This window comes from Sandaracinaceae bacterium, assembly GCA_020633055.1.
GTDB lineage: Bacteria > Myxococcota_A > Polyangia > Polyangiales > Houyiibacteriaceae > JADJJE01.
On the sequence record JACKEJ010000004.1, the window covers coordinates 1 to 24,795 of the forward strand.

21 protein-coding genes are annotated in these 24,795 nt (G+C 67.9%); 4 read left to right on the forward strand and 17 right to left on the reverse strand.

The window, feature by feature from the left end; translation table 11 throughout:
• From H6726_00035 to H6726_00050, 4 genes are all read right to left on the reverse strand, one after another.
• Positions 1 to 1,060: IS21 family transposase (locus H6726_00035; GenBank protein ID MCB9656005.1), on the reverse strand; the 1,060-nt coding region annotated here is incomplete at its 3' end.
• The gene (locus H6726_00040) at positions 1,057 to 1,443 is read right to left on the reverse strand and encodes a hypothetical protein (protein MCB9656006.1); all 387 of its coding nucleotides are present in this window, start codon (positions 1,441 to 1,443) and stop codon (positions 1,057 to 1,059) included. The genes H6726_00035 and H6726_00040, both read right to left, overlap by 4 nt.
• Positions 1,444 to 2,011: 568 nt before the next feature.
• A complete protein-coding gene (locus H6726_00045; protein ID MCB9656007.1) occupies positions 2,012 to 2,245 on the reverse strand; it encodes a hypothetical protein in 234 nt (77 codons plus the stop codon).
• A gap of 260 nt (positions 2,246 to 2,505) precedes the next feature.
• Complete coding sequence (locus tag H6726_00050; GenBank protein ID MCB9656008.1) at positions 2,506 to 3,123, reverse strand: hypothetical protein; 618 nt, start codon at positions 3,121 to 3,123, stop codon at positions 2,506 to 2,508.
• A 357-nt stretch (positions 3,124 to 3,480) separates the two neighbouring features.
• On the opposite strand from H6726_00050, the gene H6726_00055 reads away from it, so the two are divergent.
• On the forward strand, positions 3,481 to 3,978 hold the full coding sequence (locus H6726_00055) for a hypothetical protein (protein ID MCB9656009.1): 498 nt from the start codon (positions 3,481 to 3,483) through the stop codon (positions 3,976 to 3,978).
• Here the strand turns inward: H6726_00055 and H6726_00060 are convergent.
• From H6726_00060 to H6726_00080, 5 genes are all read right to left on the reverse strand, one after another.
• The gene (locus H6726_00060) at positions 3,975 to 6,278 is read right to left on the reverse strand and encodes a 2OG-Fe(II) oxygenase (protein MCB9656010.1); all 2,304 of its coding nucleotides are present in this window, start codon (positions 6,276 to 6,278) and stop codon (positions 3,975 to 3,977) included. The genes H6726_00055 and H6726_00060 overlap by 4 nt on opposite strands.
• Before the next feature lie 71 nt (positions 6,279 to 6,349).
• Positions 6,350 to 6,925, reverse strand: coding sequence for a hypothetical protein (locus H6726_00065; GenBank protein ID MCB9656011.1), 576 nt, complete (start codon positions 6,923 to 6,925; stop codon positions 6,350 to 6,352).
• Positions 6,922 to 7,179 carry a hypothetical protein gene (locus H6726_00070; GenBank protein ID MCB9656012.1) on the reverse strand — a complete coding sequence of 86 codons (258 nt, stop codon included), beginning with the start codon at positions 7,177 to 7,179 and terminating at the stop codon, positions 6,922 to 6,924. Before H6726_00070 ends, H6726_00065 begins: the two co-directional genes overlap by 4 nt.
• A 158-nt stretch (positions 7,180 to 7,337) precedes the next feature.
• A complete protein-coding gene (locus H6726_00075; protein ID MCB9656013.1) occupies positions 7,338 to 8,288 on the reverse strand; it encodes a tetratricopeptide repeat protein in 951 nt (316 codons plus the stop codon).
• 146 nt (positions 8,289 to 8,434) lie between these two features.
• Positions 8,435 to 9,478, reverse strand: a complete 1,044-nt coding sequence (locus tag H6726_00080) for an AraC family transcriptional regulator ligand-binding domain-containing protein (protein MCB9656014.1) — start codon at positions 9,476 to 9,478, stop codon at positions 8,435 to 8,437.
• Between the two features lie 170 nt (positions 9,479 to 9,648).
• Between H6726_00080 and H6726_00085 the strand changes: the two genes are divergently transcribed.
• Entirely contained in the window at positions 9,649 to 10,488 is an 840-nt protein-coding gene (locus tag H6726_00085; GenBank protein MCB9656015.1) for a metal-dependent hydrolase, read from the forward strand.
• Positions 10,489 to 10,587: 99 nt separating this feature from the next.
• Positions 10,588 to 11,220, forward strand: a complete 633-nt coding sequence (locus tag H6726_00090) for a hypothetical protein (protein ID MCB9656016.1) — start codon at positions 10,588 to 10,590, stop codon at positions 11,218 to 11,220.
• On the opposite strand, the gene H6726_00095 is transcribed toward H6726_00090, so the two are convergent.
• Positions 11,221 to 11,664, reverse strand: a complete 444-nt coding sequence (locus tag H6726_00095) for a hypothetical protein (protein MCB9656017.1) — start codon at positions 11,662 to 11,664, stop codon at positions 11,221 to 11,223.
• Positions 11,665 to 11,916: 252 nt separating this feature from the next.
• On the opposite strand from H6726_00095, the gene H6726_00100 reads away from it, so the two are divergent.
• On the forward strand, positions 11,917 to 12,918 hold the full coding sequence (locus tag H6726_00100; GenBank protein MCB9656018.1) for a GGDEF domain-containing protein: 1,002 nt from the start codon (positions 11,917 to 11,919) through the stop codon (positions 12,916 to 12,918).
• Between the two features lie 72 nt (positions 12,919 to 12,990).
• On the opposite strand, the gene H6726_00105 is transcribed toward H6726_00100, so the two are convergent.
• The 7 genes from H6726_00105 to H6726_00135 form a co-directional block, all read right to left on the reverse strand.
• Complete coding sequence (locus tag H6726_00105) at positions 12,991 to 14,412, reverse strand: sulfatase (protein MCB9656019.1); 1,422 nt, start codon at positions 14,410 to 14,412, stop codon at positions 12,991 to 12,993.
• 285 nt (positions 14,413 to 14,697) lie between these two features.
• Entirely contained in the window at positions 14,698 to 15,084 is a 387-nt protein-coding gene (locus H6726_00110) for a type II toxin-antitoxin system VapC family toxin (GenBank protein MCB9656020.1), read from the reverse strand.
• A gap of 385 nt (positions 15,085 to 15,469) precedes the next feature.
• Entirely contained in the window at positions 15,470 to 17,071 is a 1,602-nt protein-coding gene (locus H6726_00115; protein MCB9656021.1) for a serine/threonine protein kinase, read from the reverse strand.
• 151 nt (positions 17,072 to 17,222) lie between these two features.
• Positions 17,223 to 17,651, reverse strand: coding sequence for a hypothetical protein (locus H6726_00120; GenBank protein ID MCB9656022.1), 429 nt, complete (start codon positions 17,649 to 17,651; stop codon positions 17,223 to 17,225).
• Positions 17,644 to 21,219, reverse strand: a complete 3,576-nt coding sequence (locus tag H6726_00125) for a DEAD/DEAH box helicase family protein (protein MCB9656023.1) — start codon at positions 21,217 to 21,219, stop codon at positions 17,644 to 17,646. The genes H6726_00120 and H6726_00125 overlap by 8 nt, the downstream gene beginning before the upstream one ends.
• A complete protein-coding gene (locus H6726_00130) occupies positions 21,216 to 23,285 on the reverse strand; it encodes a hypothetical protein (GenBank protein ID MCB9656024.1) in 2,070 nt (689 codons plus the stop codon). The genes H6726_00125 and H6726_00130 overlap by 4 nt, the downstream gene beginning before the upstream one ends.
• Positions 23,282 to 24,589, reverse strand: a complete 1,308-nt coding sequence (locus tag H6726_00135) for a hypothetical protein (protein ID MCB9656025.1) — start codon at positions 24,587 to 24,589, stop codon at positions 23,282 to 23,284. The genes H6726_00130 and H6726_00135 overlap by 4 nt, the downstream gene beginning before the upstream one ends.
• Positions 24,590 to 24,795: the final 206 nt, after the last annotated feature.

Here is a 24,795-nt window from a genome sequence, read left to right on the forward strand (position 1 = left end):
CGACGACGCTGACTCCGTCGAGCACGCGGACGCGCGTGTCACTCGCGGCGAGCGTGAGCGGCACGCGGACGAGCGTGTGGGGGATCGAGTAGTCGTTCCCGTCGAAGCGGACGTAGGGCTGCTTTCCGCTCCGGATGGGCTGGACGCGGTCCGTCGTGGGCTGGTGCGCCGGAAGCGGGAGCAGGCGCGCGCGCTCCTCCTCGAAGACCTCGCGGACCGTGCGTCGTTCTTCGTCGGTAGGGTGCACGCGTGCCATGGCATGCGTGTCGAGCCACTCACGGAACTGCGCGTTGAGGTCGTCGAGGCTGCTGAACTTGCGCCCCTCGAAGAAGCTTCCGCGGATGTACTGGATGGCGCGCTCGACCGTGCCCTTCTCCTCGGGGCAGTACGGGCGACACGGCCGCGGCATGTAGTGGTAGTGCCCCGCGAACTCGAGCAGGTCGTCGTGGAAGCGCACGTGGTCGCCGATACGTTCGAGGACGACGCTCTTGAGATTGTCGTACAGCATCACCCGGGGTGCCCCCTCGAACTCCTCGAAGGCGTGACCGTGGCCCCGCAGGAAGGCGTCCATCCGCTGGTCGTAGGTGAACTCGCCAGCGAGCGCCCGGCTGTACGGGAGCGCCATCAGGAAGAGCGAGAGCGACCGCTCGCCACCGCGGACGGAGACCTTGCCGAAGCTGCCCCAGTCGACCTGCCCGAACTCGCCCGGCATCGTGCGCGTACGCAAGTACGCCTTGCGACCACGTGGCGGGCGCACCTTGCTGACGTAGCGACGGACCTGCCGCACGCTGCCGAGGAACCCGCGTGCCACCAGCATGTCGTAGAGCCGCGTCGCCCGGAGACGCGGGTATTGCTCGAGCGTCATCGCCACCATGGGCTTGTACGGGTCCAACAAGGTGCTTCGGGCGTTGGCTCCATTGGAGACGAACGCGTCGGTGAGGATGGCGCGCTTGACGGTGTCGGCAGCGAGCTCCATCTCGGCGGCGATCGTGCCGACCTTCCAGTGCTCGGCGTAGAAGAGGCGACGGATCGTGGCGCGTTGTTCGGAAGAGATCGTCATCGCACACCTCCCCCGAGGCTCGCGTGCACGGCCGCTCGCGCAAGGTCGTCGTAGCCGCCCACGTCGGGCAATAGGTCACTGAGTGCGGGCCCCCCTGGGGGCTCGCGGCCCGCGAGATCCAGGCTGTACAGCACCCCGCCGTGGTCCATCCCGACCGCGTCCCAGAAAGCCCTCGCGTAGGTGGCGTCCGCGCCGCCCGCACACACGACACCGCGGACCGGGACCCCCTCCCACAGTGCGATTGCCTCCATCATCCACTGCACCGCGCGTGGGTGCGAGGGCGCCCGAGACAGACGTCCCTTCATCACGATCTCGTCGCCCACCGTCACGAGCATCCTCGTGTCCAGAGGCCCCAGAGACCACATCACCAAAGGCTGATTCATCGACTTGCTCCTGCGCCGCGGTCGCCTCGGACACTGCGTCCGAGCGCGCTGCGCGCGCGAGAGCGATGGGTCGCCCAGGGGTCAACTTAGTGGGACCTACATCCGTCACGCGGGCTCGCTGCCGCGCTCGATACGCGCGGTTGCGATCACGATGGTCATCCCGGCCCTCGGGGCTCAGCTGGTGCCGGCGCCCAGCCTCGCGACGCTGCCGCTGGGCTCGCGCGCTGCGGCACTCCGGGCTGCATACACGCTGCCCGCGGTCGCACCGACGACACACCTCAGCGCGCGCTCCACAGTGCGCGCACAGGTACATGCGGAAGCTTTCTGTAGGCGATGTCGACAGGGAACTTGGCCCCGCGCCACGCTCATGCCATCACTCTCTCGCAGGGTCCGCCTTGCCGCTGGCGTGTACCAGCCGGCGCGGGTCCTGATGGGCACACGCGCAAACGTGTGCCCGCTTCTATGTCGCGGGGGTGTCGAGCCTAGAACTCGATGCCCCCGCTTGTCCGGAAACCGGACCCAAACGGGAGGCCGGTCAGAAACCTTCAGATCCTCGCGGTCACCGACATCAGCGCTCGAGAATCGCCCGGATGCGCTGCTCGACGTGCTCATCGGAGTGTAGGACGGCGGTGCCATCCTGAACGCTCCTCACACGCCGGGCGATCTCGTCGTCCCACTCGCGGTCCACGTCCTCTCTGGCGACGTCCTCGTCGAGGCTGTCTAGCTCGGCGCGGACCAACGCGCGCTGCTCCTTGGGCAGCTTGTAGATCTCGTCGAGAATCTTTCGGACTGGCGAGGTCATGTTCGAAACGTACGTCCAGCTTTGGACAATGGCCAGAGGAAGGCACGCAGGACTACCTCTCGGGAAAGCTCGCTCAGATGCGGAACGAGCGGCTCTCGCGGCTGGTGCTCTGCATCGACGAGTCTCTGCAGGTCTCGGACAGCGATCTTCCACGCCACGCCCAGGTAGTTCGCTTTAAGAAGCGGGTCTCGGTGATGGAGGTCATCCAGGCGATCGAGCGGCTCTCGGAACACGACGCGACCGGGCAGCGCGGTCCTCGTTCATAGGGCGCACTCCGCTTCGAGGGGAGCGGCGAGCTTCGCCAGCAAGCCTTCGTGCGCTTGTTGCAGCTCGGCCACAGACACGCGCTCCTCCGGCGGAAGAATGCTGGTGGACAGCGACTGAGGCGCCCACGCTGCCATGTGCCGAGCACCCGCCATGGCACACTCGAGCGCCTTGCCTGCCATGAAGCGGCGCAGAGCGTCGGACTCGAGCCACAACGCTCCGAGCACGGCCGCGTAGAAGGATTGGTGGTGTACCACCCACACGGCGAGCTTGGGGTGGAGACCGGGATGGCCCACGAGCTGGCGAAGGGCGGCATGGCGCTCTTCAGGGGGCCGCGCCAGCAGCTCTTCGGCCCCGCGCGCACCGTGTTGCATGCGCGCAGCGTTGACCATGCCCGCTTCTACGGCTTGGTTGACGGCGAAGGCCCGCCGCAGGTCTCTGCGCACGTCCGGCAACGCGCTGACCATGACCAGTTCCAGCAAGAGCACCTGTGGGAGATGCGGTGCAGGCAGCTGGGCGGCAAGCTCGGCTACCTCCGCGGCGCGCTCGAACGCCTGCGTAGACACCGCGACCCAAGCAGACTCCATGTCGTAGTCGTCGTCAACGAGCGACATCGGGTGGAGGATGTCCAGCACTACCGCGCGGAGACGAGTCGCGATCGGATCCGCTGCCGCCACATCCGCGGTCGCGGCGGGCGGCACTGGCCAAGCCCACTCTGCAGTCTGCGCGTACATCATGAGGAGTATGTCGCTCGAAGCTCGACGTGGTCAACCGAGCGGCCGCTACACGGACTCGGAGTACGGCGCGCCTAGCGGGCAAGATGTAAGACCGCTCGCGTCGGAACGCAAGTGAGACGGCGCTGGTGCCCTGCGCCGGCGCGAACTCGAGACCCGCGGACGCTCTGCGTGGTCGACCCGAGCCCCTCATGGTCGTAGGTGACGTTGCGCGGGGTTCTCTTCTAGAGTCGAGTCATGAGCCGTCCTGACAAGCGCCCATTCGTGGCCTCTCCCGACCAAGTCCGCATCACCAGGGAGCCCGGTGGAGCCGTCATCGAGTACGCCGACTCGGCCGTGGGGTCCGTGAGCTTCCGCCTGGGCGACGAAACACCTGGGATGACCGACCAACAGATTCTCGACCGGTGGAACGACACGGTAGAGGCGATGGAGGCCAGTCGTCGAACCTACGAGCACGTCTGCCGCGAGATCCCGGTGGGGCGACCCCAGCTCAACTTCCACGAACGGTCTGGGGAGTGGTCACCGCGGGGCGACGTGGTGCGTGGCGTGATCAGTGAGAGCGCGGAGACCCCGCGTGAGCCGACCGTCTGGATCGACGGACGAGAGATGAACTGGCGCGACTTCGGCGCCGCTCTCCTCACGTTCGCCGGCTGGGGCTTTCGCCTGTACATGGTGCCCGACGACGCCATCTGCGACGAGCCGGTGGTGAAGGTGGAGGACTCCGAGGACGACTAGGCGCGGGCCAGACCGACAGCCTGCAGGGCACTCAACACGGCGCCTTGCCGTGCGCGGTGCGCCTTCTCGCGCTTGCGAATGGCGCCCGCGTCCTTCGTGAGCTGAAGCTTGTGGGGGCTTCCCTGCCTCAGGGTCACATGCGAGACGGGTAGCGCCCGTGAGTCGATGACACCATGGATGTGCTGACGTCGCGCCTTGGCCAGCGGCCAGTCGAGGCGTGCGTCCGTGGCCGACAAGAAGGCGTGCAGTTGCTTGCAGTCCGCGCAGGAGCAGCGGAGCATGACCTCGAGGGAGCAGTCGTCGGCCCTTCGCTCCGGCCCCCGACTCCCCGCGCGGGCCACGGACACCGCTCGCTTGACCAGGTCGCTCCCTTTGAGCGCCTTCCTGAGCGACGGGGCACGTGAATGCAAGAGCGCGCGCTCGATGATGGCCAGGTGAGCGAGCTCGGACAGCGCTGCGGCCTGCTCGAGCAGAGCTCGCTGAGTGTCGCGCCCCTCCAGCATCCCCGACGCCGCAAGCAAGCTCGCGAAGACCGCTGCGTGCTGCTGGTGCGCCTTGGGGGACAGCCACGCTTCGGGCGCCTGACGCGCCCGCTCGGACCACGCCGAGGCCTCTCGCGCGACCAGCTGCGTCGCGAAGGCCCGCACAGGACCGTCCGTCTCGGTCATGCTCGCCGTGAAGTCGTCGATGCCGAGGCACCACTCCGCCCGTGCGTGTTTCGGCACCCACCGTGTGTACAGCGCGAGCCCCCACCCGGCGCCGCGTTGCTCGACCAACGCCCGAAGCCCAGGGAACAGCGCCTTGTCGGTGAGCCCAGACACACCGATGCGCGCCAGCAAGTCCAGCGCGATGGCCGGGTCGTCGACCCGCTGCGCGACCTCCATCAGCCGCGCGCAGGACGCGGACGACAGCGCGCAGCTCCCGGTGTCGGGCACCGTCGGCCACCAGGCCAGCAGCGCGCGAGCCCTCCGGTTCAGCAAGTCTCCGTCCGAGCTGGGCAGCGCGGCGAGCATCTCCACAGCCCACGCGTGGTTCTCCTCCGCTCGCAGATCGAAGTCGTGCTCGGCCGGCCACAGCACGAGGGCGGCCCGGTGGTACCAACGCTCGACCGTGTTGCCGTAGTTGCCTTGCCACCCCTCGTGGTCGACATGAAACGGCGTCAGCTCGTCCGACGCCTTGTTGAAGCAGAGCTCATGCGAGCGAACGTGCCCTCCGCGCGCGTCACATGCGCGACCGTCTCGACCCAGCCAGCTGCGCAGCTCGACCGAGTCGTCGATGAGATCCGTCAGGGTGTACTCGTCGGCGGCCATCGCCGGCGGCGCGCGGCGGTAGCCATAGTCGTATCCATAGTCCTCGGGTTCGCACTGCCATGTCTCTTGGACGTGCGCGAGCGCCAGGCTGCAGTGGGCGCCCAGCTCGTCGGCCACCTGCATGACGGCGGTGGCAGCCCGGCGGTCAGCGGCCTTGAGACGTGACCACGACAAGCTGCGAGAGGAGTACTCGTGGTCCAGGAGGTACACCAGACGGCGTGGCGCCTCTTCGCGGCGGGAGACGGGCAGGCGGGTCTCGGTGGCGAAGTGCTGTCGGGCCAGACCGACGAGCTTCCTCAGGGATGCTTTGGGCACAGGCGTCGCTCCCAGCTCGGGCTCCCCCCGCAGCTCCAGATGGAACGTGACTGAGACGCGGTGTCCGGACTTCACGACGTCGATCTCGTGCTGGCAGTCCGCGTAGAAGGCGAGGAGCGCGAGCTCAGCGTCCTGCCGCTTCGACCGCTTGAAGGTGTGTGTCTCTCCCTTGTGGCTGACGCTGAGCGCGCCGCCGGTGTACTGCGACGGCAGCAACACCACCAGGGACGCCACCATGTCGTCACTGCGCTCCGAGTCCTGGTGCGCCCGGAAGAACTGCCCCCGCTCGTAGAGCAGCACCTTGTCGAGCGTGGGGACCAACTCGCACCCGGCGGGCAGACCGAGGCTCTCGCGAATCCGTGCGAGCGGCTCGCGCAGCGCCAGCTTCCATTGTCGCAGTGGGAGCTTCACGCGGCTTCGGGCGACCTCCCAGGTGTGGCGCACGCTGTCGTCATGGAGCGTTTGGTCGCGCCAACCAAACGGTGCGGGAACCGACACCTTCCGGATGGCTTCGGCGGTTGCCTCTGACACAGGCATGGTGATGGGACCCACACCGCGAATCTCGAGGGACAGCGAACCAGGCGACAGCCACTCGCGGGTCGCGAACTGCTCCCTGGCCACCTCGCCCGAAGCGGCAGCCAACACCTTCGCGAACCGTTCTCGCACGTCGTTCATGACCGGCTTGTAGCAGAGGGGTGCGACACTCGTCCCAGGGCGGACCCGCTCTCCCTGCGCCACGCCCAACGCTATCGCCGCGCGGCCTCGAGCGCCTGCGCGAGGCGGTCCTCGAGCTCCCACTCGCCCACCCACCTCTGGACGTAGGCCATGTCGGCTGGCGCACGGCCGAAGCGGATCAGCCTGTCAACGTCAGCGAGGTCCTGCGGGCGCGCCGCGATGAGCTTGTAGATGAGCAGGTCGTCGGCGCTCACGAGCCATGCGTCGACTCCAAGGACCTGTGCACGCTCCCGCCGAGCGAGCGCAGACCGCTCGAAGTCCGTGCCTCCGCAGAGCAGGTCGACCACCAGCCGTGGCTGGCCCTCGGGATGATACTGCCCGCGCACGACGCCCCCTTGGCGGGCGGTGGCCAGCTCGCCGCGAGCGATGCGTACACCTGCATCGCGCAGCAGCGTCTCGACAGCCCGCGCATCTTCGGGCAACAGAAGCGCGAGGTCGCAGTCTTTCGTTCCGCGTGGCTCCGTCCAAGCGCTGACCGCAAGGCCACCCACGACCATCCAAGGGACGTTGGCCTCGTCGAATCCCCGACCCAGGGTGCGCAGCAGCCCGCTGAATGCGGCCTCGAGCTCCGCGGCCGAGAGCTTCACTCGGACGCTCGCGCTGCGCGACGCGCCTGTAGCTCGCGCCAGCGGTGCGTGGGGCAACCCGGCGGGTCGCGGTCGAGCCTCGCCATGTAGTCGTCGGCATCTGCGGACCTGCGCGCGATGTCGACCAGCGAGAGGATGAACATCGCCGCCGCCTCATCGCAGCGCTCGTTCATCGTCAAGCGCTCCGCCCGCTGCCGAGCTTCGTCGAGCTCGGCGTTCTCCTCAAAGCTGTAGGGGAAGGCGCGGGGACTCATGGGGTCATCGTAACCTGGGCAGTATGGAAGTCGAGAGGCCAGGGACGGCGAAACTGTGTGTGCGGGCCCGCACCTCGACGCGGACACGGAGGATGCTTACCGATGCGTCGAGACGCCTCGAAGCGACGCCGAGCGGATGAGGGCTCGAGGCCGACACGTCAATCACCCAACAGCCGCGCCACGAACGGGCTCGGTCGTCGCATGTCCTCGGGCAGCGTGTCGTTGTCGTAGATGCACGTCTGCAGGTTCCTGCGAGTGACCGGATCGTACGGAGCGTACGTCAGCGCCTTCTCCCAGGCGCCTTTGGCGTCGCGGTGGCGATCCAGCCTGTAGTAGACGTTCGCGAGGTTGTTCCACGTCTCGTTGAGGTGATACTTGTCGGTGGCCGGATAGCACGCGATGGCCCGCTGGTATGCGACCACGGCAGCCTCGAGGCGCTCGTGCTCGGCGTGGTCGAGCCCCAGCAAATAGTGGGAGCGCGGGTGGTTCGGGTTCTTCTGGAGCGCGCGCTCGATGTACTCGTGGAACTTGGCGTCCGAGTCGTAGCTGTGAACGATCGCATAGCGACACAGGAGCTCGGCGGTGTCACCGACCTTGCTGCGTGCCTTGTCGAGCCACTTGAGCGCCACGGCGGGACGCCCCTCCTCTGCCGCGCACATGGCCTCGATGATGTGCTCGAAGATCGGCTTGCAGCAGAACTTGAACTTCTTGCCCGACGCACAGGTACATGGGTCGTAGCTGTCGGGCACCATCGAGCGCGCTTCCTGCTCCTCGGAAGCGGTTCGTGACGGAGCTGCGGTGCCCTGCGACCGGAAGGAGTCGTAGCTCGCTTGGAGCGGACGAACGAACTCCTCGAGGTACGTCACGGGGACGACCTCCATGGGGAACCCTCCCGCGTCGGCCTGTTCCTGGAAGGCCGGCAGCGCGGGGTCGAGCTTCGGCGCGATCAGCTTGGTCGGCCACTCACCCTTGGCGGAATACGCCTTCGCGAAGAGGGCCTGCGTCTCGTCAGGGGACGGCACCTCATCGAGGACCAAGAGATGGCCGAAGATGTAGGACGACGCCGCGTCGATGAGCACGTAGAGATCCACGGGGGCGGAAGCGACCATGTCGAAGGACTGAAGGCGACAGGCTATCCACGCCTCGTTGACTCGAAACTGACTGTGTTGAAGTTTCATGCGCTACTGCCCGACCTCTACGTGACGCGCCTGCGCCGACGTGTACTCGCCGGTCGTGCGCCCGTCGAGGTGGCGCGTCAACGCGAGGCGCGATGGGCCGTCGGGGTCCTTCCGGTCCACCGCTTGAAGGCCCGGGTGAAGTTCGCAGGGTTCTCGTAGCCGAGGAGCTCGGCCACGTCGCGAACCGACAGCGCCGGGTTGTCGAGCAAGCGCAGCGCGTCCCTCCGTCGCGCCGCTTCCATCAGCGCCGCGTAGCTCGTGCCCTCGCCCTCGAGACGCCTCCGGAGCGTTCGCGGCGACATGTGCGAGCGTCTCGCGATCTGCGGGAAGCTGGGATAGCCGTTCGCTTCGAGCCGGAGCTCGCTCTCTACCCGCGCGACGAGGTGCGTGCTCTCGAGGCCACGCTCTTTCTCCTCACGCGCACACCACTCGACCGCCTTCCGAAACCCAACCGGGTTCGCCATGATCAACGGCGTCGAGAGGCTCGCGGCCGGCATCATCGCCTTCGTGGTGGGCATGCCGTAGCGGACGACGCCGAGCCGCTCGCGAACGATCGCCGCGTGATCCGGCTCGTCGAAGTCGAACCACAGCTCGGTCTGACGCGTGTCGAGAGACCCGGGCGCCAGCGCCGTGACCCCACGCACGATGCTCGTCATCGTGCTCTCGAGCGCGCTCTTGCGCAGGCGCTCCGTGATGAACAAGCTCGCCCTCAGCTCGAGGTGCACGAGCCCGTCGTGGACGTCCGCCGTGAGGACCAACCCCTGACCCACGAGGTGCCAGAACCGCTGCAGGGTCGTGAGCGCGTCCCCCAGGGTCGGACTCGACAGGAGCGCATAGCCCAGGGTCCCGAGCGCGGTCGGAGGGAGGCGCCACCCCAGCTCGACCCCGACCGCCGCCTCCCCGAGCAAGTCCGCGACGCGCGTGAGGAGCGGCAGATGGGTGCCCAGCGTGAGCCCCGTCTCCGCGATCTCACGGGCGCTCACGCGGACGCCCGCCTGTCGCAGCAAGGCCTCCGGCTGGAGACCGCCGTCCTCCGCGATCTGCAGCAGCGTCATGGGATACACGGGCGGGACGAACCAACGCTCCCAGTCGCGCAGTACATCGTCGGCGTGGATGTTCATGTGCAGGGAACCGTAGCCACGGTGGCTCCGGATGACAAAGGGCCCGCGCCTACGCGTCGCTCGCTGGGCCGCCAATGGCGGGCGTCCCCGAGGCGCCGTGGCCGCGGATGACAAGCCATTTGTCCCCACCGCAACTCACGGGGCGCGCTGGAGTTCCCCAGGATCGAGAGATGAGACACGCAGAAGCTCACGCCACGCCCGAGCGCGCCCCCATCGCGAGTCGCCGGGTCGAGTTCGACTTCGACCGCATCGACGGCCCCTATTGGTACCGCGAGAACGTCGTCGCGACGGCGTTCCTCGGCGCGCTCTCGGCGGTCTTCCCGCCGGGCGAGAAGGAGTTCGTCCGGAGCGTGATGCACTACCGCGATCGCATCACCGACGACGCGCTGCGGTCGGACATCCGAGGCTTCGCGGCGCAGGAGGGCTCACACTCGAATCAGCATCGGCGGGCGAACGAATGGCTCGACCGCAACGGCTACGGCGCGTCGGCGATCACGGCGAAGGTCGAGGCGTTCAACGCGGACTTCGCGGAGCGCTTCCCCCCGCAGGTTCACCTCGCGGTGACGGTGGTGATGGAGCACATCACGGCGATCCTGGCGGAGTACGTGCTCACCCATCCGGAGCGCATGGCCGAGATGCCCCCGGCAGTGCGCGCGATGTTCGAGTGGCACGCGGCGGAAGAGATCGAGCACAAGGCGGTGGCCTTCGATGTCTACGACCAGGTTGTCGGAGACCGCGACCTGCTGCGGCTGGTCTGCCTCGTCGGGACGGCGTCGTTCGTCTACTACTCGCTGATGGACACGCGCACGGCGCTCCGAGGCGCCCCACGCGCCCCGACCCTGCGCGACCTGGTCGAGACCGGAGAGCTCCTGTTCGCGAGGAGAGGCATCTTGGCGAGCATCGGACGACGCTACCTCGACTTCTACCGGAGGGACTTCCATCCATGGATGCACGACAATCAGCACCTCGTTGCGCGATGGGCCGAAGGTGGGCACCCCGCCGCGGCGTGAGCCCCGTGAGCCCCGAGGTCCCATGAGGGCGACCATCGAGTCCCTGGGCGGCTGGCGTGCGCCGGTGTCTTCGGCCGCTGCGTGACAAGCAGGGCCTCGATGGGCATCATCCCGGCGACGTCATCGGACCACGTCCGGCCCAACTGGTCGAGCATCACGCGGTCCCATGGGGGTGCAAACCGGCATTGTTTCAGGAGAGACACCATGGTTCAGCGCTATGCCTTTCCGTTTTGGGGCGCCGGGTTCGACGGCGGCGAACGGGTACACACGTACGAAGTGCGCTTCGCCTCGTTCGAGCCCGGAGCGGACCCGCTTTCGTTGGCGCGCGCATTCGAGCAGGCCCTCGTCGACAGCTACGACGCCGACGTTGAGTGTGGGCTCGCGGCGCTCGAGTCGGCCTGGTGCGCTGACTGGATGGTGATTCGCTTGAAGCGAACCTCGAAGGGGACCGGGGAGGAATACCCCTTCAGCACCTGCGTGGAGAACCTGCTGCTCACGTTGCACAACGAAGCACCGCTGCGCGAGGCGGTCTCGCTCGACGCTCCGGCAGGATGGGCCTGGCCATGGCACGACGAAACGGTGGCCGCCCAAGCGCTCCCCTCCGACGCACCGACGTGGGACGGCCTCGCTCGATTGACGGGTGCATACGTGAACCGCCCTCGCTTCACGGCGCCCGTGTTGACGAGCGAGGCGTTCGACGCCGAACGCAAACGTCTCCGACCATTCCTCTGATCAGAGCGACGTGAAGAAGACGACGTCGAGCCCGTCCTCCTCCGCTTCGCTGGCAAGCGCGCAAAGGCCGCCGAGCACTTCGACGTGCGTGGCGGCCGTCCAGCCCAGCTCGGCGGCCGTCAGCTCCGCGAGCCGCTCCGCGAGCGCCACGCGCGCCGCCTCGTCGAGCGCCGCGAGCCGTGGGACCAGGTCGTCGGGCACCGTGAAGGCCCAACAGTCTGCGTCCTGCGACGAGGCGAGCTCGAACTCGCAGGACGCGTCGAGCACCTCGCCGCCGCCGCGCAGCGCGACGAGCAGCGCGCCCATCTGGAGTGTCGTCCAGCGCTTCAGGAACACCCGCTCCTCGCTCGGGAGATCGTCCACGCACGTCCCGCCGGACGCGCCGAACGCCTCCAGGAATTCCTCGGAGTCCTCCACCAGGCACAGCTCGCTGAACACACCCATCGTCACCTCCGTGGCGTCACCTGCGTCGAGGAGCGCCCGCGGGATCGTCGCACCACTCGAGGAGCGCGGGTAGCGCGATTTCTGGGGACGGGCGCACCGCACGAAGCAGATGCGATATACATGGCCCGTTGTCCGCGCCAGTGAACTCCCCCACGCCAGCTGCAGCGGCCCCCCCCAACCGTCGCTGCGGAGTACCCCGAGTGGTGCCTCGAGCGCCTGCGGCCTGCGCTGCTCGGCACGACCCTGGTGCTCATGGCGATGGTGGCGCTGTTCGCGGCGCGCGATTGGTTGGTGACCCCGCAGGTGGCTCCGCAGGTCGCGCCGTTCCGCGGGCTTGGCCTCGCCATCACGGTCGTCCTCTACGTGTATCTGCGGAACGCGTCGCCTTGGAAGAAGGTGTTCGCGACGGGTTTGGTCTGCTTGGTGCTCTTCGTGGCCTCGCAGTGTGTCGTGCTCATGCTCATCCCCTACGGGTTTCGCTATGGTCCGACGACGCTGCTGCTGGTGCCCCTGTGCATGTCCGTGCTCGTCACCCGCTTGCGCGAGCTCGTGGTGTGCCAAGTGGCCATCTTCGCCATGGTGCAGTCCGTGTACCTCTACCACCGCCCCGAGCCGAGCGACTGGGGCGGGGCCGAGGCGTGCCTGCTGTCGGTGTCGTTCGTGACCACCTACCTCGGGTGGTCTGCGTGTCGGGCCCGCCGAGAGCAGTTTCGGCTGGAGACGCAGCTCCGCGACGACGCCCACCGTGACGCGCTCACTCAGCTCGCCAACCGCAGGCAGCTCTTCGCCCAGGGCACTCTCGAGGTGCAGCGCGCGCGGCGCTACCACCGCCCGCTGAGCGTCATCCTGTTCGACATCGACCACTTCAAGCGCGTCAACGACGAGCACAGCCATGCCGTCGGCGACCTCGTCATTCAAGCCACCGCGGAGGCACTCGCCGCGGGCGTGCGAGACACCGACGTCCCAGCGCGCTTGGGCGGTGAGGAGTTCGTCGTGCTGCTGCCCGAGACCACCGGCGACGCGGCGACGACCTTGGCCGAGCGGCTGCGCGTGCAGATCTCGGAGACCCACGTCGTCGGCGTGGCCGGCGAGCTGCGCTGGACCGTGAGCGCCGGCGTCGCGTCGCTGTCCGCCGATGACGCGGACCTCGCCGACATCTTGAAGCGCGCCGACGCAGGGCTGTACGAGTCCAAGCGCGGCGGCCGCAACCGCGTGACTTCGGTTGGCGCCGACGTAGCGACACAGCGCACGTGAACGTCTGGGAATTGGTTGGCATGAGCCACGCTCTCCCCGCGCCACGGTTCCGCGCCACGGAAGACGTGGCGGCTACGTCACCACCTCGAACGGCTGGCCGAGGTAGGGGTCCGCAGTCGCCGTCATGTGCGCGTCCAAGCGCGCGCGCAGGTCCTCCAGCGCATCCGCGTGGGCCGCGTCGTCGACGAGGTTCGTCTGCTCCTGCGGGTCGGCGAGGACGTCATAGAGCTCCTCGGGCACGCGGGGCTGGCCCCAGGGGTACTCCGGCAGGTTCATGGCGCGGACCTCTTGCATCCACGCCATGTCGCTCGAGTCGTAGGAGTGGGGCCGGTCGTTGTAGTTGCGGATGTAGCGATAGCGGTCGGTGCGCACGCTGCGCGCGGGCACGGGGGCGCCCGAGTGGGCCGTCATCTCGGCGAAGATGGCGTCGCGCTCCCAGGTCGCGGCCGGGTCGAGCAGGAGCGCGCGGAGCGAGCTGCCCTGCACGTCGTCGGGGATGAGGACACCCGCAATGTCGAGGATGGTGGGCATGAGGTCCACCGAGCAGACGAGCTCGTCGCGCACGACGCCAGCCGGGAGACCAGCGGGCCAATGGAAGAAGAGCGGCGTCCCGGTGCCGCGGTCGTGCACCGTCTGTTTGTTGTGCGGAAAGGCAATGCCGTTGTCGCTGATGAACACGAAGAGCGTGTCGTCGAACACGCCCTGCGCCTCGACCGCCGCGATGAGCTCGCCGATCATCACGTCCATGCGGTCGACCTGGCTGTAGTAGGCGGCCAGTTCCTCTCGAAAGCCGGGGACGTCGGGCAGGTGGTAGTAGTCGGGGATGACGAGGGAGCCCGGGTCGACCGGGTGGTCTTCGTGCTGGTTGAAAGCGCCGAAGTAGTCCCGATGCGGGTTCATGTAGTTGATCTCGAAGTAGAACGGCTCGGCGCCGGACCCTTCGATGAACCGCTGCGTGCGCGAGGAGTCGAAGATCCACTGCAGGATGTAGCTGCGCAGCGACAGGTCGTACCCGTAGGGGATGGGCGACTCGGGGTACGCCACGTGCCACTTGCCCTCGATGACCGTGTGGTAGCCGGCGCCGCGCAGGTGTGTGGCCATCGTCGGCTGCTCGACGGGGAGCGACAGCTCGGGGTTGCGGTGGACCAGCGCGGTGACCCCGTGCGTGTGCGGATACTGGCCCGTCACGTAGGTGGTGCGGCTGGACGCACAGGTGGACGTCACGTCGAACGCTCGGCTGAACGAGACGCCGCCCCGCATGAGGCGGTCGAGGTTGGGCGTGGACACGTTGGGGTTGCCGAGGCCGGACGTGTCGCGCCACCCGAGGTCATCCCCCGTGATGAGGACGATGTTCCGCGGGCGCCTGGGCGCTGCGCTTCCCGAGCAGCTCACGCCAGTTCCGAAGAGGGCGGCGCTGGCTGCGCCGGCGGTGGCCTGCAGAAAGCCTCGGCGGCCGAGCGGAAGGAGCGGGGAGCTTGGGCGTCGCTTGGTCATCGGAAGCTCACAGTACCGTATTCCCAGCCACTAACGTTCGCACCCCGCTCGGGCGGGCCGTTCACGTACTCGATGCTCAAACGGTGGTTCCAGGAGGTACCACAGCGGCGGGTGTCCGTCGGCGTCCAGGGCGCTGGCATCGTGGCCCGCTTTCAGGAGGTCGAAGACCGCGTTCGCATCCCCGCGGCGAACCGCATCATGAAGGCTCGCCATCGTCGGCGGATCCTACCACGCGGTGCTCCGGACGCGCGCGCCGAGCAAGCGGATGACAGTCGCGGCGAGGGACTACGCGTCGTGCCAGTTCTGCACGCGAAGACCCGGCACGCGGGCGAACTCGCGCACGTTCCGAGTGACCAACTCGGACTGGTGCCGCAGCGCCGTCGCGGCGATCAACACGTCATGCGGACCGATGGGTGTGCCTGCGCTCTCGAGGTCGGCGCGGATGCGGGCCGCATGCTCCGCGCATTGCTCGTCGAAGGGCAGCCGGTGCATGGGGTGCAGCAGCTCTGTGAGCGCGGTCATGCGCGGCTGCATCGCATCGCGTGGTAGACGCAGCAGGCCGTAGCGCAGCTCGTACTCGACAATGGCTGGCACGCCGAGCTCCGCAGGACGCAGCGCGTGAAAACGTAGCGCCACGGCCGGGCTGATGGTGTTGCTGTCAAGGACCAGCACGAGGGCGTCTCAGAACCCCACGCGCGGTACGTCCGCCGACCCAGGTGCCGTGTCTACGTGCAGGGGGAAGTCGCCGAAGCGCCCGGCGAGCTCCACACAGCTCGTGGGCCACTCATTGGCTGCATGCGCGCGGACGGCCTCCGCAAGCCAGCAGCTCTTGGACAGACCACGGGCACGGGCGGCACGTTCCACAATCGCGTGTGTCTCGGGGTCTATGTCGAGCGTGCGTTGGGACATGGTTGGCGGTTCTCCGTGAAGCGAGCATACGTTGTCCGAGGGGAAGCGCGTCAATCCGGGAAGGCCAGCGTTCGCGACCGATCGGACAACGGACAACGTGCGGAAATCGACGACGGTGCGCGGCATGGACGCACCCAGCGCGCGTGGCCTACCGCCGGCGCATGTCGACGGTCACCTTGCCGCCCTCCAGCGTGGTGGTGTCGTACACCCTCGCCCGGTACTCACGCCGGCGCTCCGCGAACGCTTCCCACCAGACGGCGGCCAGCGCGTCGGTCCAGCTCGGAGCGGCCTCGATAGCATCCAGCGCCTCGCCCAGCGCCGCTGCGCTCTCGTAGCGCTCGGCCGGGTACTTCGCGAGGCAGCGCAGCAGCACGCGGTCGAAGGCCTCGGGCACGGGTTGGCTCGCGTGCTCGCTGGGGACGGGCGGATCTTTGTGCAGGTGCTGGGCGCAGACCTCGCGCACGGTGGTGCCCGTGAAGAGCTGCTTGCCAGTGACCAGGAAGTACCCCAGCGCGCCGAGCGAGTAGATGTCGGTCGGCGGCCCCAGCTGGTCGGGTTGGATGATGGCCTCCGGCGACAGATACGCCGGGGTCCCCTCGAGCACCACGTCCTCGGCCTGTGACGCGTCCCCTCCGGTGAACTCCCTCACCAGTCCGAAGTCCACGACCTTGGCGACGTCGCACCGATTCCCGATCTTGTTCACGATGACGTTGGCCGGCTTGATGTCGCGGTGGATGAGCCCGCGGTGGTGCGCGTCGTCGAGGGCAGCGCAGATCTGCTTCATGATGGGGATGACGCGCCCGACGGGCATGGGGCCATCGACGGTGACGAGGGTCTGCAGGTCCACCCCGGGCAGGTACTCCATGGCGTAGTAGAACTCGCCCTCGGGGCTGTGGCCGAAGTCGTAGATGGCCACGATGTTGGGGTGCGCCAGCTCGCTGGTGAGCTGCACCTCCTTCTCGAAGCGGGCCAAGTCTGCGGCGTGACTGGAGCCGCTGGTCAGCAGCTTGATGGCGGTGGGCCGGCGCAGCAGCGCGTGGCTGGCCTTGTAGACCACGCCCATCCCGCCCTGGCCCAGCTTCTCGCCCAGGGTGTACTGCCCCAGCTGCTTGGCCTTCTCTTGTTCGAGCTCGCGCTCCTGGTCGGCGATGACGCGCCGCAGGACGAAGTCGCGCGGCGTGGCGCTCTCGAACATGTACGTCGCCGACGCCATGATGCCGACCATGCCGATGGCGAACGCGCCCTGCAGCGGCGCGAGCGTCACGTCGGGGCTCGTCGCCATGAAGTACCCGCAGAGCAAGCAGTATGGGGTCACGGCGATGACGGCCATCACGAAGGGCAGGTTCGCCATGGTGAAGGCGAAGAGCACGACGAACATGGCGGCCAGGAGCCCGACCGACGAGAACACCCCGGCGTCCCACACGATGAGCTGCGCGGCCAAGCCGGCGGTGGTGTTGGACGCCGCCACGATGAGCTGCACCTGCCGAGCCGTGCGCGTGAAGCGCGACACCCACAGCGACGCCAGCAGGTAGCCGCACATCCCAATGGAGGCGAGCATGGTGGTGCGGCCCGACGACGAGACCAACGAGAGCAGCGGTCCGAGCCCCAGCCAGAGCGCGACCGAGCTCAGCAGAGAAGCACGCAGCTGACGCAACGCGCGCGGCCGGAACTTGGTCTGGAACTCGGCCTCGAGCGCAGGGTCACGGAAACGGAGCGTGACCGGGCCCTGCGACTCGTTGCTGGTGGTCATCTGCCGAGCCTACCCCAGACGAGCCCTGTCTCTACTCCTCTGCCGGGGCGCGCGTCCGAGTCCTCTTCCGACAGCGCACGACGTCCGTCAGCGCAGACGCGGCGTCGTCGCGGACAGGGAGCTCGCCGAGGCGCTGCGACCTGTCGCCCGCCTACCAGCGGTCGTGATCCGTCAAGAAGGACTCGAAGCGGTCCGACTCACGCGCAAGGGTGGCAGCGTAGTACAGCACGTCGTCGTCGAGCAGGGTGGACAGACGCGCCGTCGCGACGGCCTCCAAACGGTCGCGTTCGGTCAGGCGGAAGCACAGACTCTCCGTGTGTTGGTTCTGGACCAAGATGTCGTCACATAGACGGGCACGGAAGCTCGCGTAGGGCTGTGGCTGGGCGGCGGCGAGCTTCTCCAGCTGCCTCCGTGTGGCGATGGTCGTGCGCAGCACGATGTGCTCGCCGACGACGCGGTAGCGGACGAAGTGACGTCGGCCATACGGCAGAGACACGGTGAGCTTGCCTGACTCCCAGCTGATGCGGAGGTCCTCGAAGGCTCGGGACCGAGCACCGAGCAGCCGCCGAACCTCAGTCATGACGGGACCTCTTCAGAAGGTAGCTGCGAAAGCCGTCCAGCGGCGCGTCTTGGTCGACGAAGAGCTGCTGCTCGACGTCGTCGGCGACGACGGAAACGCGACGCACGAGGTCCAGCAGCTCGTCCAGCTGCGCGCTCTCTGAGTGAAAGTGCATGTCACTCTCCACCCCGACGACGAAGCGCCCGCGCTCGCCGGACGGTCGCTGACAGATGCGCGCCGCTTGGAACTCGAGCGGCAGCCGCGTCTGGATACCCACCAGCTCCTCTGCCCTGCCCATCTCCCTCGTCAAGAACCCCACCGGGCTGATCGCGTGGACGAGCATGGCCTGCGAAGTGCGCGAGCTGCGCAGGTGCAACGAGAAGGGCTGCTGGCGGGCTCGGTCTCGCAGCTCTGGGGGAGCGAGCTCGCCCGCGGACGTGACGAACACCGTGCCGAAGCGGGCGGTCAGCGGTTGACTCCCGTCCCACACGACGCGCACCCGCTCCCCGAGGCGGCGTGTGAGGCGCTCGAACTGACGGAGAGTGACCTCCGCCCGCCGCACGTGCACCGTCGTGTCGGCCGGCTCGCCCTCGAGATACTCGGGTCGGACCGGGAAGGCCGTCTCCAGCTCCCGGTCTGTAGGGATGCTCGATCCAGACGCAAGCATGGCCGTGGGCATATGGACGCTGGGGGAGTCCATCTCGGGCGCGAAGCCCCGGTGGGTGATCGCGACGAACCGATTCATGCGATCGAAGAGGCGCTCGACCTGCAGCTTCTCGACGGTGTCCGCCAGGTACGGGAACTGTACCTGCAACAAGTCCTCGCGCCCTGGCAGCGTGGTCATACCTGCCAACCGGCGGTGCACGAGGGAGTTGATGCGGTCGATGCGCCCGGTGCGCTGTTCCGTGGCCGACGGTGTCCACGCGATGCCATAGTGGACCACCCGCGAGCAGAACGTGTGCAGGTCCTCGCCCTCCTGCAACACGTCCGTGGTGATGAGCGCCAGCGGATAGCCTGGCATCCGAAACTGGCGAACCAAGCGGGGCGCCACACCTCCGTGCATGGCCGCCACTGGCGTCTGCTGGGCGAGTGCTTGACCGAAGTGACGCGCCAGCAGGTCCAGCGGCGCCTCCCGCTCGTCTGCGAAGTTCACCGTCATCAACAGATCGTGTTGCTCGCCCACGTAGGCGAGCTCGTGGAAGGCACCGAACGAGCCGCACGCCTCACGCTGCGACTCCAACAAGTCCAGGAAGTCGTGGATGAGATCCTCGGCGCGCGTCTCGGTGCGGTCCTGCGCACCCAGGTCCATTGTGCCAAGCCGGGTAACGACGAGGGCCCAGAGGTCGATGTAGGCGTGCCCCAGGCGCGCCACCGCCGACAGCATGGCCCGCCTCGTGTCGCGGTCGCGGAAATAGGCTTGGAAGTCGGTGTCTTCCCCACCGCGAGATGGCCAGAGCGTGTCTCGCAGACGGCCCCGACTGCGCAGCTCGGTGAAGAAGGTCCGCGTCTGGAGGTAGTCTCCCACCACAGGGAGCTCCTCGCCGCCTTGGTAGGGTTGCAGTTCGCCACGACCGAACAGGAGCTGTAGAACGGCCGCCGCCTTGCTGGAGAGCTCGGACGGGGACATGGCCAGCAAGTAGAGCGCCGCCTCCTGGTAGGCGCGATACACCCTGCGACGCGGCGGACGCTTGGCGTGCTGCTGAAACACGCGAAAGGCCGCCAGCGACCGCAGCGTGTCCGCGACATCGCGTGGTTCTCGCCCCAGGACCGCAGCCAGCGAGGCGAGCACGTCGTCCGGCTGGCCGAGGAGGTCCCACACGTAGTTGTCGTCGAAGAACGTGGAGTACGCCGAATTCTCGCTGCCGAGGCGGTTGCGCTGCAGGGCCGCGCCCGAGAGCACGCCCCCCGGACCCGCGCCGCGGAAGAACCACGCAAAGAAGCTGTCGTTGCCACCTTGGTCGTCCGCCTCAACATCCTCTCGTCCGTGAGCGACGCGTGCCTTGGGGGACGTCGCAACCTGCGAACGCCGCCGACGTGTCCGCTCACGCTCGTAGGCCGCCCACTGAGCGTCAAGCTGCGCCGCGAGCTCCGGGTGTTCCGCGAACATCCCGGCCAGCCTCGTCCGCAAGCGCGCGTCGTACTGTCGCAGGAGCTTGTCCGTCATCTCCATGACGGACCGCACCCGGCGCACGAACACCAGGGTCTTTCGCCCGGCGTCGAAGTCGCTCGCGACGCTCTCCACCACGTGGTCCATCTTGGGGTGAGGCATGGGCGTGCCAAACGTCCGTTGATAGGAGGCCGCGATGTCGTTGACTGCCGCGCTGTCGATGCCCTGCTTGGCGAGGACGTCGTCTGTCTGGTCACGACTGAAGAACGCCGGCTCGTGTCCCTGCGTACCGTCCTCGTCGTCGCCCGCTAGCGCGTCGTCGCTGGGAGTGGGCGCCCCGGCGACCTTGGCGGTCTCCATGAAGCTCTCGAAGGACGAGAGCATGCCCATCTGAAAGTTGGCGCCGAAGCGAGGATCGTGAAGCACCTCGGACACCTTCTTTTGGACGAGCGCCACGACCAGACGCTGACGGTCGGTCGGGATCTCGAGCGGCTGACCGTAGGCCACGACCCCCCCGCTGCGCCACTCGCTGCGGTACATGTTCTTGGTGAAGGTCGCCCCCGCGACGCGCAGCTGCGTCACGCGCCGCACGAGGACGCGCTGTGCCGCCTCTCGCTTGACTGCCTCCTCGCGATGTTCCCGCAGCGCGAGGAACGGCTGCCCATGACCCAAGAGATCCAGCTGGTGCCAGAGGTCGACGTAGTCGTACTCGATCGGGGTCGCAGAGAGCAGGAGCACTCGGTCCACCCGGCGTACAAGACCAGGTTCACCGCTCGTGCCCAACACGGTCGCCAGGATCTTGTTGCGCGCCGAAGCGCTCGCCCTCCCGTGCCTGAGGCAGTGCGCCTCGTCGATGACCACGAGGTCGTAGTGCGGGATGACGCGGTTGAGCGCCATCGCGTAGTCGGCCTTGAAACGCTCCTTGTCGCGATGCGTGAGCGGGATGTCCGCCTTTCCGAGCCGCGGGGAGACGTCGATGAGCGCGTCGCGTCGCGCGGCCCGGTCGGAGCTACTCGCGCTCAGCCCGAGGCTGAAGCAGCTCATGCGCAGGAAGGTGTCGGAGGAGCCGTCCCGCGACGACTTGACCGCCCACTCCAGCAAGCTGTCCGCCGAGACGGGGGCCCGCGTGGGTCGGTCGTCGAGACCGCGCACGCGTTGATCGCGGTGGCGCCAGTTGTTGGCCGTGAAGTTGCGCAGCTCCTTGACCCATTTGCGCTGGATGTTCTCGCGAGGCGCGACGAACAGGACGCGCATGGACGGGTTCACGAAGCGCATCAGCCCAATCGCGCCGAGCGCCACGTAGGTCTTCCCCATCCCGACCTCGTCTGCCAAGTACGCCACGCCGTCACGCGAAAGGATGTTGTGGATGGCGACAGCCCCCTCCAACTGCAGCTCGGGCATGCTCCCAGCCACGTGACCGTCCCCCGAGAAGTCGATCAGGGCGCGCGCGGTCGCGAGGTCGAGCGGACGGATGGTCTTCATGGTGCTCCGACCTTGCTCGCCGGACGCATGAACCACGTCTCGAACCACCTGACGAAGACGTCTGCGTCAGGTCCCAAGTCGAGCTCCCGGGCGAGCGAACGGCCCAGCGCGAAGCGCTCCTTCAGCTCCTTGTGCGCCGCCCTGTGCTGCTCGAACAGGTGCGCGGCGGCGGGTTCTCGAGCGAGCCGACACACGAGCGACTCGGCGCTCAGGACCGTCACATAGTCCATCAGAGGGTCACGCTTCACATCGGCCTCTGCCGCCTCGCCTGCTGCATTGCGTGGAGCGACCGCCTTCGAAAGCAACCCCGGGAGCGAGTCGTACTTCTGCCCGAACAGACGGTACACCACCTCGCGCGTCCGGCCCTCGGCCAACGCACGCCGCACGTGTCCCTCGAGGTGCTCGAACGCGTGGAAGACGCCCGCGAATCGATCGAACATGCTGACCTGAACCCTGGCGTCGGCCTCGTCTCTGGGCGGGGCGAGACCGCGCGCGACAAGCTCCTGGTTCAGCTTGCCCTCCAGGAACGCTTCGCGCTGCTCCATGGAGAGGAGCGACCAGTAGCGCAGGATCTCCTCCATCGTCATGCTGAACATGATGGAGGGCTTGTGGGCCATCCCGACCTCGGTGACGAGGATCGTCCCGCGCGGTTCGCCACCGACGCGCACGTCCAGGCTGGACGTGGAACGGAGGGTCTCGCTCAGTCGCTCCGCGCAGCTGCCCGACAAGCACAGCCACTGACTCGCTCGAGGCGCCTTGACCTCGGCAAGGAGCTCCCCCGCGGACCACAGCGCGAACGGCTCGGGGCGTTCATCCTCGCAAAAATACGAAGCCTCCTTGGTGGTCCAGTCGAATCGGATGGACAAGGGCGGTGGTGTCTCGCCGGAGCCCTCTCCGCTCTCGCCCGCCTCGCGAAACGCAACGGCGCCCGTGTCCACGGGGGTGAGCCACCAGTCCAGCTTTTTGGGCTGACTGACCTCGAACACCGCGGTGGCCTCGAAGTTCCTCCGAGTGGCGCCGGAATGCCCCGGCGTGGTCATGTTCGCGGAGCCCATGGCGAGGAACTCGCGACCCTCGGCCTTGCTCCACAGCCGATAGACCTTGGCGTGTACGCGCCTGAGCAAGTGCTTCTCCTCACCGCTCTTCCCGCGCTGACGCACGGCCCCCGTGAACGCGCTCCAGCTCAGGTCCGGCAGGCTGGCGATGCCTCGATACACGTCTGGGTCGCACTCCGTGCTGCCGTCGTCCGCTCTCGGCTCGTAGATGCGCGTGGCCTTCGGCTCGAGCTGCTCGATGAGCGCCGCGACCGCCTGCCCGTCGCCGTGCGCATCGAAGTAGGGCGACACCACCTCGAGATTGTAGACGCCTGCCGGGAGCGCGAGGGTATCCCGCAAGAACTCGTGAAACGGCGCTTGAGAGACCCATACACGTGGGTTGAGCGCGCGGTTGGTCGTCCGTTGCGGGTTGTCCGTCACTTCGTAGCGGAGGAACCTCCGGATGAGTTCGAGCGCGGGCTGTTCGGCGCCCGTCGCGTCGGCTCGACGGAGCCCACTGAGCAGGTCCATGAGGTCTCGCCGGATGCTGCTCCTGGACCCGGCCACGATGTCCTCGAACCAGGCGCACTCGACGTTCTCCCACCACCCCGCGCGCGTCAGATTGGCGGAGAGGACCCCCACGATCAAGCGCATTGGCGCCGCGACGGAGTCGTCGTCGGACCCTGTCGCGTCCTTTGCGAGGACCAGCACCAGCTTGGGGTGAAAGAGGCCGCGCGCGTGAGTGACCGCCACGCGCTGGATGTCGAGCGCCGCGGAGTCGCTCCCCGCCACGAGCCCACGGCGGTCGAAGTAGATGGCGAGGGGCCCGACGTCACGCAGTGTCTCCTCGAGCTGAACGAGTCGCACGCGTGGCGCCTGCGAGAAGCTCTGCTCGAACAGCGTTGGGACGATCTCCTGCTCGAAGAAGCCAGGCTCGAAGCTGAACGTCGTGAACACTGCGGCCTGCACCACGCGGCCCGCCACGCGCCGGTGGAGCACCTCGGAGAGCACGGCGGTCGGAGCGTTCGTCATCGGCGCCCCATGACCTCGGCGCCAAGCGCCTTCAGCGAGTTCAGGAAGTAGGTGTTCTCCCAGAGGTGCGGCAACTGGCTGACGCTCGGGAGCGCGACACGCTCCGAGCGAAGGCGCACGTGGAGCCTGCCCTTGCGGATCTCGACCCACGCTGCACCGCCTCTCGCGGCCATGACGAGCGCGTTCAGCCGCAGCGTCCGCTCCACGAAGCCCACGTAGTCACCTTGCGCGAGATCCAACGCCATCTGTGCCAAGAGATCCGCCGCGGAGCCGGACGATGCCCGGGCGATCTCGGTCCGCATCCCGAGCACACCCTCGTGGTCGACGACCGACAGACGGTCGCCCAGTGTGCGGGCGACAGCCTCCGCGACGTCCGCGACGCGGCCATCGACGTGCACCAAGACGAAGCCGAAGATGCGCGCGGCCAACACCAGCAGTGGCTCCATCACCGCGATGTGGGTGAGCGGGCGAAGGAGAGCGTCGTCTCCCTGCTGAGCACACACATCGCGGAGACGATCGAGTTCGTGCGCGGAGAACGGCGCGCCCCAGTCGCACCTCCCGGCCGCGTTGAGCGCGTCGATGCGTCCCCAGAGGCGTTCCTGACGCCCGCGGGTCGGGTCGTCGCCCCCTGCGCCCAGCACGAGGTGCCGAGCATAGAACGTACGCTCGAAACGCTGGAGGGTTGGCCCGAGGACCACGCCCAGCGCCCGTCCGAGACCGTCTCTCGGTCTGAACGTGCCACCCTTCACGACGTACCTGCGTATCTCGGCGAGCGCTGGTGAGTGCTCGGCGCGCAACGCGGGCAAGAGCCTGCCTTCGATGTGTTCGCGGCACGCCTGCGTGACACCGCGCGTCGTTGGGTCGAGCAGCCCGCTGGACATCCCCGCGCGTGAGTACAGGCCCCACAAGCCATAGACCTTCTGGTTGCTCATGATCTGCTCGTCGCCGCCAACGCCGATCGGAACGCCCTTGCCCGGGTGCAGCGCTCTCCGCACACGGGTGATCCCGAGGATCCGACCAGCCTCCTCGCCGTTGCTCCCCTGCGCGCGACTGTACGCCGCCAGTTGCTCGAAGCGCAGGAACGCGGACACCCGCTCCGCCTCGGGCACCCCCCCCGCGGCGACGAGCTCGTCTGCGAAGTAGAGGCCCAAGATGAGGGTGGTGAACCCTCGAACGGACGTGGTGACCGTAGTGAGGTTGCCGACGACCTCGCGCCCGAGCGCGCTCCAGATTGGCTGGAGGCCGAGGGGGTCTCGCGACCCCGCCACGGCCGCCCGCGGGTCGATCTCGGTCAGGAAATGCATGTCGGGCTCTCGCTCCCTCGCACCGCAGCTCGCATGGGCGGGATGGTACACGCGGAGTGTGTCGCTTGGGCGCCGTTCGGGACTCCCGGGTCCGAGCCCTGATAGCGAAGCGTTTCACGTGGGGCGTGTCGTCCGCTACGGTGCGGTGGGGACATCCATCTCGTGGTCCCCAGGGAGCCCCGCCTGGCGTCGACAGATCACAGCCC

Excerpts from the sequence above, each read along its gene's own strand:
- H6726_00040 (MCB9656006.1), bottom strand. The coding sequence starts at position 1,443 with ATGAATCAGCCTTTGGTGATGTGGTCTCTGGGGCCTCTGGACACGAGG.
- H6726_00045 (MCB9656007.1), bottom strand. The coding sequence starts at position 2,245 with ATGACCTCGCCAGTCCGAAAGATTCTCGACGAGATCTACAAGCTGCCC.
- H6726_00050 (MCB9656008.1), bottom strand. The coding sequence starts at position 3,123 with ATGTCGCTCGTTGACGACGACTACGACATGGAGTCTGCTTGGGTCGCG.
- H6726_00055 (MCB9656009.1), top strand. The coding sequence starts at position 3,481 with ATGAGCCGTCCTGACAAGCGCCCATTCGTGGCCTCTCCCGACCAAGTC.
- H6726_00060 (MCB9656010.1), bottom strand. The coding sequence starts at position 6,278 with ATGAACGACGTGCGAGAACGGTTCGCGAAGGTGTTGGCTGCCGCTTCG.
- H6726_00070 (MCB9656012.1), bottom strand. The coding sequence starts at position 7,179 with ATGAGTCCCCGCGCCTTCCCCTACAGCTTTGAGGAGAACGCCGAGCTC.
- H6726_00075 (MCB9656013.1), bottom strand. The coding sequence starts at position 8,288 with ATGGTCGCTTCCGCCCCCGTGGATCTCTACGTGCTCATCGACGCGGCG.
- H6726_00080 (MCB9656014.1), bottom strand. The coding sequence starts at position 9,478 with ATGAACATCCACGCCGACGATGTACTGCGCGACTGGGAGCGTTGGTTC.
- H6726_00085 (MCB9656015.1), top strand. The coding sequence starts at position 9,649 with ATGAGACACGCAGAAGCTCACGCCACGCCCGAGCGCGCCCCCATCGCG.
- H6726_00090 (MCB9656016.1), top strand. The coding sequence starts at position 10,588 with ATGGGCATCATCCCGGCGACGTCATCGGACCACGTCCGGCCCAACTGG.
- H6726_00095 (MCB9656017.1), bottom strand. The coding sequence starts at position 11,664 with ATGGGTGTGTTCAGCGAGCTGTGCCTGGTGGAGGACTCCGAGGAATTC.
- H6726_00100 (MCB9656018.1), top strand. The coding sequence starts at position 11,917 with ATGGCGATGGTGGCGCTGTTCGCGGCGCGCGATTGGTTGGTGACCCCG.
- H6726_00105 (MCB9656019.1), bottom strand. The coding sequence starts at position 14,412 with ATGACCAAGCGACGCCCAAGCTCCCCGCTCCTTCCGCTCGGCCGCCGA.
- H6726_00115 (MCB9656021.1), bottom strand. The coding sequence starts at position 17,071 with ATGACCACCAGCAACGAGTCGCAGGGCCCGGTCACGCTCCGTTTCCGT.
- H6726_00120 (MCB9656022.1), bottom strand. The coding sequence starts at position 17,651 with ATGACTGAGGTTCGGCGGCTGCTCGGTGCTCGGTCCCGAGCCTTCGAG.
- H6726_00125 (MCB9656023.1), bottom strand. The coding sequence starts at position 21,219 with ATGAAGACCATCCGTCCGCTCGACCTCGCGACCGCGCGCGCCCTGATC.
- H6726_00130 (MCB9656024.1), bottom strand. The coding sequence starts at position 23,285 with ATGACGAACGCTCCGACCGCCGTGCTCTCCGAGGTGCTCCACCGGCGC.
- H6726_00135 (MCB9656025.1), bottom strand. The coding sequence starts at position 24,589 with ATGCATTTCCTGACCGAGATCGACCCGCGGGCGGCCGTGGCGGGGTCG.